Source organism: Novosphingobium malaysiense, from assembly GCF_000802225.1.
Taxonomy (GTDB): domain Bacteria; phylum Pseudomonadota; class Alphaproteobacteria; order Sphingomonadales; family Sphingomonadaceae; genus Novosphingobium; species Novosphingobium malaysiense.
Genome location: NZ_JTDI01000004.1, coordinates 241018 through 252930 on the forward strand (window position 1 = coordinate 241018; position 11913 = coordinate 252930).

19 protein-coding genes are annotated in these 11913 nt (G+C 64.0%); 1 reads left to right on the forward strand and 18 read right to left on the reverse strand.

What is annotated here, in order from left to right; translation table 11 throughout:
- Positions 1-26: 26 nt before the first annotated feature.
- Positions 27-1529 carry a nitrogenase molybdenum-iron protein alpha chain gene (nifD, locus tag LK12_RS15425; protein WP_039285921.1) on the reverse strand — a complete coding sequence of 501 codons (1503 nt, stop codon included), beginning with the start codon at positions 1527-1529 and terminating at the stop codon, positions 27-29.
- 124 nt (positions 1530-1653) lie between these two features.
- Positions 1654-2526 carry a nitrogenase iron protein gene (gene nifH / locus LK12_RS15430; protein ID WP_039285924.1) on the reverse strand — a complete coding sequence of 291 codons (873 nt, stop codon included), beginning with the start codon at positions 2524-2526 and terminating at the stop codon, positions 1654-1656.
- A 355-nt stretch (positions 2527-2881) separates the two neighbouring features.
- On the opposite strand from nifH, the gene LK12_RS15435 reads away from it, so the two are divergent.
- Positions 2882-3313: a response regulator gene (locus tag LK12_RS15435; RefSeq protein WP_039285926.1), complete on the forward strand. Its 432-nt coding sequence runs from the start codon at positions 2882-2884 to the stop codon at positions 3311-3313.
- Between the two features lie 47 nt (positions 3314-3360).
- Here LK12_RS15435 and LK12_RS15440 read toward each other — a convergent pair whose 3' ends face one another.
- The 16 genes from LK12_RS15440 to LK12_RS15515 form a co-directional block, all read right to left on the reverse strand.
- A complete protein-coding gene (locus LK12_RS15440) occupies positions 3361-3843 on the reverse strand; it encodes a TOBE domain-containing protein (protein ID WP_231568377.1) in 483 nt (160 codons plus the stop codon).
- Between the two features lie 2 nt (positions 3844-3845).
- The gene (gene grxD / locus LK12_RS15445; RefSeq protein ID WP_039285928.1) at positions 3846-4160 is read right to left on the reverse strand and encodes a Grx4 family monothiol glutaredoxin; all 315 of its coding nucleotides are present in this window, start codon (positions 4158-4160) and stop codon (positions 3846-3848) included.
- Positions 4161-4163: 3 nt separating this feature from the next.
- Positions 4164-4424 (reverse strand): BolA family protein, encoded by a 261-nt coding sequence (locus tag LK12_RS15450; RefSeq protein WP_039285929.1) that lies wholly within the window; start codon positions 4422-4424, stop codon positions 4164-4166.
- A gap of 11 nt (positions 4425-4435) precedes the next feature.
- The gene (locus tag LK12_RS15455) at positions 4436-4717 is read right to left on the reverse strand and encodes a 2Fe-2S iron-sulfur cluster-binding protein (protein ID WP_039285930.1); all 282 of its coding nucleotides are present in this window, start codon (positions 4715-4717) and stop codon (positions 4436-4438) included.
- A gap of 18 nt (positions 4718-4735) precedes the next feature.
- A complete protein-coding gene (locus tag LK12_RS15460) occupies positions 4736-5914 on the reverse strand; it encodes a DegT/DnrJ/EryC1/StrS family aminotransferase (RefSeq protein WP_039285932.1) in 1179 nt (392 codons plus the stop codon).
- Positions 5911-6186, reverse strand: coding sequence for a P-loop NTPase family protein (locus tag LK12_RS15465; RefSeq protein WP_039285935.1), 276 nt, complete (start codon positions 6184-6186; stop codon positions 5911-5913). Before LK12_RS15465 ends, LK12_RS15460 begins: the two co-directional genes overlap by 4 nt.
- A gap of 14 nt (positions 6187-6200) precedes the next feature.
- Positions 6201-6569, reverse strand: a complete 369-nt coding sequence (locus LK12_RS15470; RefSeq protein ID WP_039285938.1) for a DUF3024 domain-containing protein — start codon at positions 6567-6569, stop codon at positions 6201-6203.
- 12 nt (positions 6570-6581) lie between these two features.
- On the reverse strand, positions 6582-6833 hold the full coding sequence (locus tag LK12_RS15475) for a nitrogen fixation protein NifZ (protein ID WP_039285943.1): 252 nt from the start codon (positions 6831-6833) through the stop codon (positions 6582-6584).
- Positions 6833-7159 carry a nitrogen fixation protein NifZ gene (locus LK12_RS15480; protein WP_039285945.1) on the reverse strand — a complete coding sequence of 109 codons (327 nt, stop codon included), beginning with the start codon at positions 7157-7159 and terminating at the stop codon, positions 6833-6835. The genes LK12_RS15475 and LK12_RS15480 overlap by 1 nt, the downstream gene beginning before the upstream one ends.
- Positions 7152-7697 carry a tetratricopeptide repeat protein gene (locus LK12_RS15485; protein WP_039285949.1) on the reverse strand — a complete coding sequence of 182 codons (546 nt, stop codon included), beginning with the start codon at positions 7695-7697 and terminating at the stop codon, positions 7152-7154. The genes LK12_RS15480 and LK12_RS15485 overlap by 8 nt, the downstream gene beginning before the upstream one ends.
- Positions 7698-7710: 13 nt before the next feature.
- Positions 7711-7929 (reverse strand): 4Fe-4S binding protein, encoded by a 219-nt coding sequence (locus tag LK12_RS15490; protein WP_039285951.1) that lies wholly within the window; start codon positions 7927-7929, stop codon positions 7711-7713.
- Between the two features lie 5 nt (positions 7930-7934).
- On the reverse strand, positions 7935-9497 hold the full coding sequence (gene nifB / locus LK12_RS15495) for a nitrogenase cofactor biosynthesis protein NifB (protein WP_039285955.1): 1563 nt from the start codon (positions 9495-9497) through the stop codon (positions 7935-7937).
- A gap of 284 nt (positions 9498-9781) precedes the next feature.
- Entirely contained in the window at positions 9782-10624 is an 843-nt protein-coding gene (locus LK12_RS15500) for an SIR2 family protein (RefSeq protein ID WP_039285957.1), read from the reverse strand.
- Positions 10625-10626: 2 nt separating this feature from the next.
- Positions 10627-10845, reverse strand: coding sequence for a putative nitrogen fixation protein NifT (nifT, locus tag LK12_RS15505; RefSeq protein ID WP_039285959.1), 219 nt, complete (start codon positions 10843-10845; stop codon positions 10627-10629).
- Positions 10842-11693, reverse strand: a complete 852-nt coding sequence (locus LK12_RS15510) for a 4Fe4S-binding leucine-rich repeat protein (RefSeq protein ID WP_039285961.1) — start codon at positions 11691-11693, stop codon at positions 10842-10844. Before LK12_RS15510 ends, nifT begins: the two co-directional genes overlap by 4 nt.
- Before the next feature lie 24 nt (positions 11694-11717).
- A complete protein-coding gene (locus LK12_RS15515; RefSeq protein WP_039285963.1) occupies positions 11718-11912 on the reverse strand; it encodes a 4Fe-4S dicluster domain-containing protein in 195 nt (64 codons plus the stop codon).
- Position 11913 lies beyond the last annotated feature (1 nt).

Here is an 11913-nt window from a genome sequence, read left to right on the forward strand (position 1 = left end):
CTGTCAGAAAGAGTTGGAAGAGCCGGTCACTCGGCCGCGATCGCGTAGGAGTCGCCGTCGTCCCGCTTCCAGGGCGTCGGCGCCATCGACCAGACGGGCGAGTTGATCGCCATGTCCATGTCGCGGGCGAAGATCGCGAAGCCGTCGTAGCCATGGTAGGGGCCCGAGTAGTCCCAGCTGTGCATCTGGCGGAACGGCACGCCCATCTTCTGGAAGACGTACTTTTCCTTGATGCCCGAACCGACGAGGTCCGGCTGGATCTTGTCGACGAACTTCTCGAACTCGTAGCCGGTCACGTCGTCGTAGATCAGTGTGCCGTCCTTGACGTAGTGCTGGGCGGTGCGCTGGTAGTCGTCGTTGTGGCCGAATTCGTAGCCGGTACCGACCACTTCCATGCCGAGGTCCTCGTAAGCGCCGATGACATGGCGCGGACGCAGGCCGCCGACGTAGAGCATGACCTTCTTGCCTTCGAGGCGCGGCTTGTACTTGGCGATGACCGCTTCGGTCAGGGCCTTGTACTTGGCGATCACCTTCTCGGCGTTCTCCTGGATGCTCTCGTCGAAGTAGCTGGCGATCTTCCGCAGCGATTCCTCGATCTTGCTCGGGCCGAAGAAGTTGTATTCCACCCAGGGGATACCGTACTTCTCTTCCATGTGGCGCGAGATGTAGTTCATCGAGCGGTAGCAGTGCAGGACGTTGAGCTTCGCCTTCGGCGTCGCTTCCAGTTCCGCGATCGAACCGTCGCCCGACCACTGTGCGATCACGCGAAGGCCCATTTCCTCGAGCAGGATGCGCGAGGACCAGGCATCGCCGCCGATGTTGTAGTCGCCGATGATGGCAACGTCGTAGGGCGAAGGTTCGAAGGTCGGCTCCTTGTCGCCGGCCTTGTCGAAGACCCAGTCACGCACCGCGTCGTTGGCGATGTGGTGGCCAAGCGACTGCGAAACGCCGCGGAAGCCCTCGCACCGGACCGGAACGATGGTCTTGCCCTCGTATTCCTTGCTCTTCATCTTGGAGACGGCTTCGATGTCGTCGCCGATGAGGCCGATCGGGCATTCGGACTGGACGGTGATGCCCTTGTTCAGAGGGAAGAGCATCTCGATCTCGTCGATGATCTTGGCGAGCTTCTTGTCGCCGCCGAAGACGATGTCCTTCTCCTGAAAGTCGGAGGTGAACTGCATCGTCACGAAGGTGTCGATGCCGGTCGTGCCGATGTAGTAGTTGCGGCGGGCGGCCCAGCTGTACTGGCCGCAGCCGACGGGGCCGTGGCTGATGTGGATCATGTCCTTGATCGGGCCCCAGACCACGCCCTTCGAGCCGGCATAGGCACAGCCGCGGATGGTCATCACGCCGGGGATGGACTTGATGTTGGATTTCACGCCGCAGTCGCTCTTGCCCTCTTCGGACACGTTGAGATGCTTGGCGCGGCGCTTGGCGGCCTTGGCCGGGTAGACTTCAAGGACTTCCTGGATCAGCGCCCGGTTGCGTTCCTTGACTTCTGCGATGTCTGTCGGGTTCGAGACACTCATTTCGATGCACTCCTGCTTATAACGGGCCTGCTTTTGCCGGGCCTGCTTCTGTCAGTCCGGGTCGATCCGGGAACCGTCCCCCGCCCGCATGGAAGCGGGGGACGGGCCTTGTGTCGGATCAGGCTCAGGCGACTTCGGCAGCCTTGCCGACCTGGCTTTCGTCGACGGCCGACATGATGCCGTGCTCCATGAGCAGGTCTTCCAGCTCGTCCATCGTGATCGGGGTCGGGATGATGCCGTTGCCCGAGTTGTTGTGGATCTTCTCGGCCAGCTGGCGGTATTCGGCGGCCTGGTTCGATTCAGGCGCGTATTCGATCACCGTCATGCGGCGCAGCTCGGCGTGCTGCACGATGTTGTCGCGCGGCACGAAGTGGATGAGCGAGGTGCCCAGCTTGCTGGCGAGCGATTCCGCCAGTTCCAGCTCCTTGTCGGTCTGGCGCTCGTTGCAGATGAGGCCGCCCAGGCGCACGCCGCCGGAATTGGCGTACTTGAGAATGCCCTTCGAGATGTTGTTGGCCGCGTACATGGCCATCATCTCGCCCGACATGACGATGTAGATTTCCTGAGCCTTGTTCTCGCGGATCGGCATGGCGAAGCCGCCGCAGACAACGTCGCCGAGCACGTCGTAGGAGACGTAGTCGATGTCGTCGTAGGCGCCTTCTTCCTCGAGGAAGTTGATCGAGGTGATGACACCGCGACCGGCGCAGCCGACGCCCGGCTCGGGACCGCCCGATTCAACGCAGCGGATGTCCTTGTAGCCGATCTTCATCACGTCCTCGAGCTCGAGGTCCTCGACCGAGCCGGCTTCGGCGGCGAGCGAGAGGATGGTGTCCTGGGCCTTGGCGTGAAGCATCAGGCGGGTGGAGTCGGCCTTGGGGTCGCAGCCGACGATGAGGATGCGCTGGCCAAGATCGGCGAGCGCGGCGAGGGTATTCTGCGAGGTGGTGGACTTGCCGATGCCGCCCTTGCCGTAGAAGGCGATTTGACGAAGTGACATTGCATGCTCCTAAGCTGTTCTTCGCGGTTCTCCGGAAGCGGTCACCCGCTTCCGGCTCTCCCCGTCGCCCATGTTCTCCTGCGGCGGGTCAGCGGACCTAACGCCGCTGCACCGGCTGTTCTGCAATGCCCGTGCCAAACGCTCGCAGACGCAGCAAAGGCCAGCATTCCCGCGCCTTTCGAAGCAGTGTCGGCTCGTGTCGGACCGTGTGACAAAGCGGACAAACAGGCGGGTTTGTCGCAAAGGACACATGTCGGCGTGGGCTTGTCGGCGCGGAAAGTCGCAGGTTTTGCGGCGCAGCAGGATTGGCGCGCGACTTGCTTGTGAAGAGACATCGCAAGCTATGGAGAAGCCCATGCAAATCGGTGTCGAAACATCCAAGGCCGTTGACCAGCGCCGCATCTTCGTCGTCGACGAGGACGAGATCACGCGCGCCGCCCTCCAGTTCATGCTGCACGACGAGATCGAGACGCACGAACTCTCCAGTCTCGCCGAGGCCTATGAGCGGGGACAGGACTGGTTGCTACCCGACGTGTTTATCCTGGGCATGTCGATGCTCAAGGCGCACGGTATCGAAGTGATCGGCGAAATCACCGTCCGCTACCCGTCCGCGCGCGTCCTGATCGTTGCGGGAATGGAAGACGAGGAGCTTGGCCTCGCTGCTCTCAAGGCGGGTGCCGCCGGAGCGCTGCTCAAGCCGCTCAAGATCGAAGCGGTGCGCCAGAAGGTCGACACCATCCTGGGCCGCGCGGGCGCTGCGCCGCTGGTGCAACTGGGCGGTCTTTGAAAAGAGGCCCCGTCACGCGCCCGCCGGCCGTGACGGGACCAGTCCGATCAATCCTCTGCAGCGAGGATGATGTGCGATGCCTTGAAACAGGCCAGCGTCTGCGCGCCGGGCACGAGATCGAGTTCGCGGCGTGAGTGCCCGGTAACGATCGCCGCCAGTTCGCGGCCACCGCCGATGTCGATCACGACTTCGCTTTCGACCGCACTGTCGGTGACTTCGACCACTGTGCCGCCGATCAGGTTGCGCGCCGAGAGGCGAAGCCCCGGCGTGTCCGCCAACAACGTTATGAAACTGGCGTTTATCAGAGCGACGGCACGCCCGCCGGGGCGCAGGTCCAGCGCGGCAATGCAAGAGTTGGTCACCAGCGCATCGATGACGATGCAGTCGTTGACCAGCAAACCCACCTCGGCGTTGACCGGTCCATGCACGATGGCGGTCACTATGCCGTCGAGCATGTTGCGCGTACTGGTGCGCAGCCGGCGCTGGCCTGCCATGCCGGGGGGATCGCCAAGGCGGGCGAGACTCGCCACGGTCAGGCGCTTTCCCCGGCGAACAGCGCCTGCAGTTCACCACTGGCATACATGTCGCGCACGATATCGCAGCCGCCGATGAACTCACCGTTCACGTATACCTGCGGCAGCGTCGGCCAGTCGGAATATTCCTTGATGCCCTCGCGCAGGAAAGGGTCTTCCAGAACATCGACACCGATGTAGGGCCGGCCCACGGCATCGAGAACCTTGACCACACCGGCGGAAAATCCGCATTTCGGCGCGGCCGGATCACCCTTCATGAAGACGACGATCTCGTTGTCGGTAACGAGCTTGCGGATACGGTCTGAAGTGGCCACGGGTCAGTCTCCTTGGCTGGAAGCATCGGCGGTTTCGGGAACGAAGGTCTGCAGCGCCAGGGCATGCAGTTCGCCGCCCATGTCCGAGCCGATCGCCGCATAAACCATCTTGTGCTGCTGGATGCGGCTCTTGCCGGCGAACGCCGCAGAGGTGACACGCGCGGCCCAGTGGTCGCCGTCGCCGGCCATGTCCACCATCAGCACTTTGGCATCGGGAAAGGCCGCCATGATGCGGCTTTCGATTTCTGTGGCGTCCATCGGCATTGCGCGTCTCCTCAGACGAAGGACAGGATTTCAACGGTCACGTCCTCGGTACCCAGGATCGTGGCATGGCACGCCATGCGTGACTTCGATCCGACGCCGACAATCATGTCGAGCTTGCCGTTCTCGTCGGACTTGATCTTGGACAGCCCCTTGCGGCCTTCGAGCACGGATATGTGGCAGGCATCGCTGCACTCGTGGTCGGCCGGTTCGCCTCCACCGATGAGCGAGAGAAGCGAAGCGCCTTCCGGGGCATCGACGGTTCGGCCTGCGGGCATGATGGTAAGCGTAGTCATGGTCTCGTACTCCGGGTGTCAGTAAATCGCTGCGCCGGCACCGCTGTTGATCGACGCGTCCTTGAGGCGCGCGACGATGAAAGCGATCTGCTCGGGCGTGAGATGGGCGTGAAACGGCAAGGCTATCGCGCGGTCGGCGACCTTCTCGGTCACGAACAGGTCGCCCCTGGTCCAGCCTTGTTCGCGATAGATGCGCTGAAGGTGCAGCGGGCTGGAATAGGCGTGGACCTCGATCGCTTCGGTCCGCAGATCCTCCAGGATCGCATCGCGCGACGATTTGCTGAACCGCGTGCCGAGATGGACGACATAGAGGAACCAGTGCACCTCCTCGACATCAGGCGAGATATAGGGCGGCTTGATCCCCTCGAAGCTCTGCATGAAGCCGTCGTACATGGCCTGCACACCGCGTCGCCGCTCGAGCAGAACGTCGAGCCGGGAAAGCTGCGAGAGTGCCAGTGCTGCGGTCAGTTCACCCATCGGCGCTCCGAACGGAGCATCGACGCCGGCGGATACAGAGGCGCGGTCCCCCAGCGTCCGCGAGCGCATGCGGCGCATGGTCATGGCGAGCGTGGCATCGTCGGTCACGATCATCCCGCCCTCGCCGCAGCAGATGACGCCGGGCTGCGCGAAATCGAACAGCGCAACATCACCGAAGCTGCCGACGATCCCGGCCTTGTGGCGCGATCCGATAGCTTCGCTGGAATCCTCGATCAGGAACAGGCCGTGTTCATCTGCCAGCGCGCGCAAGGCCGGCCAATCGGCGGGATGCCCAGCCGTGTTGCTGGCGACGATCGCTCGTGTTCGCTCGGTCACTTTCGCGGCCGACTTGTTCGCGGACAGGCAGCCCGACCAATAGTCGATATCGGCGAAAACGGGCGTAGCACCAGTACGCAGCACTGCATGGCCCAGTTCGCGGAAACTGTGTGCCGAGAGAATGACCTCGTCGCCGGGCCCGATGCCCTTTGCGGTCAGCGCCACAAGCAGCCCCAGCGCTGCGCTGGCGACGGTGATGCCCTTGGCCCGGCCGCAATGGTCGGCGAAGGCACGCTCGAGCGCTTCGACCGTGGGGCCCTCACCCAGCCTATCGCCACGCAGCACAGCGTTGACGGCTTCCAGATCCTCTTGCGTGAGGTCCGGATCGCAGAGCGGGATCTGCAGCGGTTCGCCATCGGCGATGGAAACGACTTCCGCGCTCATGCCGGCACCTTTGCCGCCAGAAGGATGCCAGTCGCCTCGGCGGGATCTTCGGTCACACGGATGCAATGTCCGGAGGTATCGAGCAGATGGAGGTCGCATCCGCCCACTGCACGAAAGGGCTCTTCCAGCACGTCCGAGGCATCGCAATGCCGCAAAGTCAGATCCGGGACGAGGCGCTGCAGGGCATAGGCCACGCTGGCCGGCTCCACGCTGTCCTTCAGTGCGCGCGAGAGCGCGTCTATCCGGGCGATATCTTCCGCTTCGAGCGCCATGCTTCAGCCCTCCTTCATTGCCAGAACTGACGGGCCGGATCGACAGAGAGCCGCGTCAGCAACTCGCCGAGGCGCGCGAACCGGCCATCCTCCACCCAGCATTCCGCCGCGTGATCGCGACGCGAGAGCGACCATTCGCCGCGTCGCTCGTCCCAGGTCAGCAGCGCCACGTCGATCTCCCCGCCATCAGGGTCGACGTTGCGCGAGCAGCACGGACTGCGGACGAGATAGCCGTCCGATACCGGAAGCACCGTCGGCGTCACGTAGCGATAGCGTTCGCGCCCTTCGAGCGAGCGCGAAACGCGCATGAGGTCGATCTCGTTCGGCTGGCGCGCCGCCATCGGTTCTGCAGTGCGGCGGCGCAGGGTAGAGGCAATGGACATCGTCGCTCTTCCTCAGGGCCTTACCAGCTCTTCCTCGAAACATCCGACAACCAGCGGGCTACCGGAGTCCGAAAGGAACTCGACGAGATAGACGGGCGTGTTGGAATCTGCGTGATGGCCGACATTGACGATCTCGCCCGGTGTCCCGGTGGCCGCCAGCACGGCCTCTTCGGCCACGCCGGGATAGCTGCCGTCATTGACGAGATCGACCGCTGCGATAACGCGATCGCCCCAGCCGTACACGGGTTCGCGAAGGTCCATCATCAGCCGACCCTCCGCACCGGAAGGGCGCAAGGCAGTTCGTCCTCCTCCTCGTTCTCCCAGACCGGCAGCAGTTCGCGCCGCTTCATGCCGACACGGTTGCCGCTCTCCAGGAACTCGACGCCGTAGATGTAGAACTGTTGCAGGAAGGTGCCGATCGAGACGATGACGCCTTCCTCGCCCTTCTTCACCAGCAGATCGCCGATCTCCTTGCCCGCATACGTCCCGTCGTTGCGCACCAGGCGCTTGGCGCGCACGCGCTCGCCATAGCGGAAGGCCGGCGGGCCATTGAGTTCGACGACTTCGCTGTCGCGCACGATGTTAGTCATCGGCTTCCTCCTCCATGCGGTCGAGAACATCGATGAGGACCTGCGCGCCGATGCGGTCGCGCGGGTCGAGTTCGAGAAGCTTTTCGGCGGCCTCGCGCCCCTCATCGAGCTTGCCGAGGCGCATCGAGAGATAGGCGTACCCCTTGAGGCTGAAGAGGAAAAAACGCGGCAACAGCGCTTCCCATTCGCCGAAGGCCGCATCTTCCGGGCCCACCCGGCGCCAGTCGTCGCCGAGCACGTTGAGCCGCATCGCCTTCTCGACGCAGGCGCGTGCAACATCGAGCGCTTCGCCCAGACGGCCCTTGTAGAAATAGAAGCGGTAGAGCGCGATCAGCACCGCGGCATGATCGGGTGCGATGGCCTCGGCCTGAAACAGATGCGTTTCGGCCACGTCGGTCATGGCGTACCGCTCGGCCGCCTTGTCGAGATGGGCGCGCGCTTCGGCCGGCAGCCCGCCACCCAGCAGCGGACTGGCGAGGATCGAACGCTCGACAGCATCCGATGCCCCGCCGAAACCTTCGAAGAGCGGCCCTTCCATCACCACGGCCTCCTTACGCCTGATACCGGGGATAGGCGCTGTCGATCACGCAGGTGTTGTCCACCGGGCAGATGGCAACACACTGCGGATCGTCGAAGTGGCCGATGCACTCGGTGCACTTGTCCGGGTCGATCACGAAAGTGCCCTTCGCTTCCGATATCGCCATGTTGGGGCAAAGCGCCTCGCAGGCGGTGCAGTTGGTGCACTGGCTGGCGACGATCTTATAGGCCATGGCCGTCAGCTCGCCTGGCTGAGCAGCGCACCCTGGCGGATGGCTGCATCGCCGCGGTCGACATGGACGATCTCGCCCGCCTCGACCTTGGCCAGATAGTCCTTGAACCAGACCAGCGCCGATTGCTCGATGAACTCGTGCGCGTACTGGTCCACCGGCTCGATGCCTGCTTCGATCAGGTCGGCCTTGGGACAGCCGCCGATCTTGGACACGAAGACCGCGTGGCAATCGTTGATCGCGGTGATGACGGTGTCGAGCGCGTCTTCCTCGCCGTAGCCACCTTGGCAGTAGAGATCGACGCGGCGGTGGCCGACGAACTTGGCGCCCTTGCCGGAAAGCTCGTAGATCTGGAACTCCTTGGCGTGGCCGAAGTGTTCGTTGATGATCCCGTGCCCCTTGGTGGCGACGGCGACGAGCAGCTTCGTGTCGCCGGCCTTTTCGAGACCGTCGAGCTCGCTCTGCTTCGCCTCGACCTTGGCCTGGCGCTCGGATTCGACCGCCTGCTGATAGGCCTTGCGGCCTTCGGCATCGTATTCGACGTCCATCGCCATGATCTTGTCGGTGGTGAACTCGGCCGAGCGGTCCTCGCCCAGCAGGCCGACGGCGTCGGCGCGGCACTGGCGGCAGTGGCGCATCATGTTCATGTCGCCTTCGCACTCGTCCTGCAGCGCCTTCAGCTCCTGCGCGGTCGGGCCGCGCTGGCCGTTGAGGCCGAAGACGGTGCCGTGCTCCGGCGCCGAGATCAGCGGCATGATGTTGTGCAGGAAGGCGCCGCGCGACTTCACCGCCTTGTTCACCTCGACAAGGTGCTTGTCGTTGATGCCGGGGATCATCACCGAGTTGATCTTGGCGAGAATGCCGCGCTCGGTGAGCATCTCGAGGCCGAGAAGCTGGCGCTCGGTCAGGATCTTGGCGGCCTCGTAGCCCTGCAGGCGCTTGTTCTCCCAGAACACCCAGGGGTAGATGTGCTGGCCGATCTCGGGGTCGATCATGTTGATGGTGATGGTGACGTGATCGACCTTGTACTTGGCGATCTCGTCCACCCAGTCGGGCAGCGCGAGGCCATTGGTCGAAAGGCACAGCTTGATGTCGGGAGCGACCTCGCTGATGAGGCGGAAGGTCTCGAAGGTCTTCTGCGGGTTCGCCAGCGGATCGCCGGGGCCGGCAATGCCGAGCACGGTCATCTGCGGAATGGTCGATGCGACGGCCAGCACCTTCTTCGAGGCCTGCTCGGGCGTCAGCCGTTCGGAGACGACACCGGGGCGGCTCTCGTTGGCGCAGTCGTACTTGCGGTTGCAGTAGTTGCACTGGATGTTGCAGGCCGGCGCCACAGCCACGTGCATGCGGGCGTAGTGGTGGTGCGCTTCTTCGGAATAGCAGGGATGGTTCTTCACCTTCTCCCAGATTTCGGGGGCCATGTCGGCAGGGCCGGCACTGCTGCCGCAACTGGCCTTGCCGCTGCCGCCTTCGGTGCCGCAGCCCTTGTGCTCGGCTAGCTTCTGCATGACGTCGCCGATATCGACGGCGGGCTGGCTGGATGATCCTTCCGGGAACGCGGCTTCGGTCATGGAAACTCCCCGTTTGTGTCGCGTGGCGGCGGGAGGGCACGCCCGCGGTTTGACGATGAATGCTGCATCGCAAACACCGTGCCAAAACCGGAAACAGCGCATTTCCGGGACTTTCGATGCCGCAATGCAGCACTTCGTGTCGCGTTTTCTCCGTGCGCTTTGTCTCATTGTCGCGACCGCGACAGACACGACATGGCAAGCACGAAAAAAGGCACCGCCTCCAGGGAAGGAGGCGGTGCAGGGGTTCCACTCCGGACTTGAGGCAAGCCGGGTCGCTTGAGGGACTAGGTAAGCAGGCGCTCGATCGCCTCGGCCAGTGGCATGTCGATGGCGATGATGCCCTGTTCGTCGAGGAAGCGCCTTTCGTTGCGCGTCAGCGTTTCGGGATCGACCACGATGTAGTGGTGATCGGAAGACCGCTTCATCACTTGCCGGGCGTAGGTGCGCAGCAACTGGTCATGGAAATGGCAGCCAAGGAAGACGAAGCTCATGCCGGTGCGGCGCTGGCGGACTTCCTCGGGGATCGGCGTCTGGATGTCGATCTCGGTCAGGACCTCGACATAGTCGGCATCCGAAATGAGGAAATTGGCCTCGGGCACAATGCAGCCATGCGGGGTGTAGAGCAGCGTGCGGGCCTTGGCGGCCTGGTCAGCATCGATGGAAGTGCCCTCTTCGTCGTAGAAGCGGAACCAGCGATCCTCACCGATGCCCGCGCGGGTGATGCCCTGCACTTCGGCCCAGTCACTTTGCCCGGCCAGAGCCGCACGCATCTCACCCGCATACCAGGTATCGACGATCAGCGGCAGCGAGAGGCCGGCCAGCCAGAGATGAAAGGGCGACGGCGGAACCGGCGCGGCGAAGGCCTCCTGCATCCAAAGCGTCACGGTGTCGCGGAAACGGTAGCTTTCGATGTACTGCGCAGCGGCCCAGGGATTGCCCCGCGCACGCTTGGGCAGTGTGGTCTTGCTTGCGAAGAAATCGGCCAGAGCCTCGGGCGCCATGGGCGCTTCCTGCTCCCGCAAGGCCGAGATGCCGGGGCCCAAATAGGGCACCATGGTGCCGCCCTGCAGCCCTGCCCGCACTTCGTCGAGCAGCACCAGCGGGCTTTCAAGAACGTCCTGCGCCATGCTCAATCCTCCTCGACCGCGACGCGCTTGCGGGCATCGACCGTGATCGGCAGCGGAGTATCCTCGGCCAAGTCCGGCATTTCGAGGACCCAGCCGTTGGCGAGCTTCGCCCACCCGCCCCAGATCGTCTCATGTTCGAGTTCGACGATAGGTTCCTCGAGGTCCTTCTTGGGGACGTAGGCGGAGAGTACGCCCTCGGCGCGGCGGATCATGACTTTCATCGACGGGGCTCCTTGGGCGATGGGTCCGCAGGGGACTGTTCGGGTTCCAGCAGCCGCAAGGGCGTGACCGGGCCGTTTTCGAGAAGATGCGCGAGCGCCGGGACCTGCCCGATCCGTTCGCGGGCAATGTCGCGGATGGCCGGTTCCGGGTCCTCCAGAAGCGGCGCGAGCTCCTCCTCGGCGATGCGCTCGGCGACGGTGAAGCGGACGCGGAAGTCGCTGTCCGTCAACAGCAGACGCAACTGGTCGAGCGGAAGACGCTCGGCCACCAGCCGCCGCACCAGCGGGTCGGGATCGAAGCACATGTCCGGCAAGGCGCGGACGTCGATGCGCCGCGCCACCCAGGCTCGCACTTCCGGATCGGGATCGTGGCGCACCAGCGGCAGCATCTCCGCCGGCATGCGGCGTACCGCGGTGATGCGCACCATGTAGGCCACGTCCTTGACAGCCGGCATCAGATCAGCCCCCTTGAGGCGCGAGGCGGCGGCAATGCGCACATCGGTGTCCTCGTCGCGGATCATGTGGCGTATCCGCTCCTCGGGAAGCCGGAGCGTTGCCATCGCGCGCACTTCGGGTTCCGGATCGGCAAGCAGCGGCGGCAACCGGAAAAGATTGGCGTAACGCGCCGCCCCGGCCCGCACTTCGAAGTAGGGATGATCGAGGTACTGGTCGGCAAGATCGGGGTTCCCTTTCAAAAAGCGTTCCACCCGCCGCGCGCGCCGATCCCGGATGCAGGCCTTGCCCTTGGCGCAAAGCCCCATCGCGTTGATCTGCTGGTGATCGCACTCGCGGCAGCGGACGGGCCGCCCTTTCCAGTCCAGCGCAAGGCCCAGGTCATCGTCCGTCATCGGCCGCTCCCCGGACGCTGCGGATCAGGCCGGAACGCAGGTCTTGGGTACGGGGCAGACAGTGTCGCACTGCGGGTGGTCGTAGTGCCCTTCGCATTCGGTGCACTTGGCGGGGTCGATTATGAAGGTATCGCCCTTCATCGAAATTGCCGCATTCGGGCACTCGAACTCGCAGGCACTGCAACCGGTGCACTGCGAAGCGATGATCTTGTAGGCCATG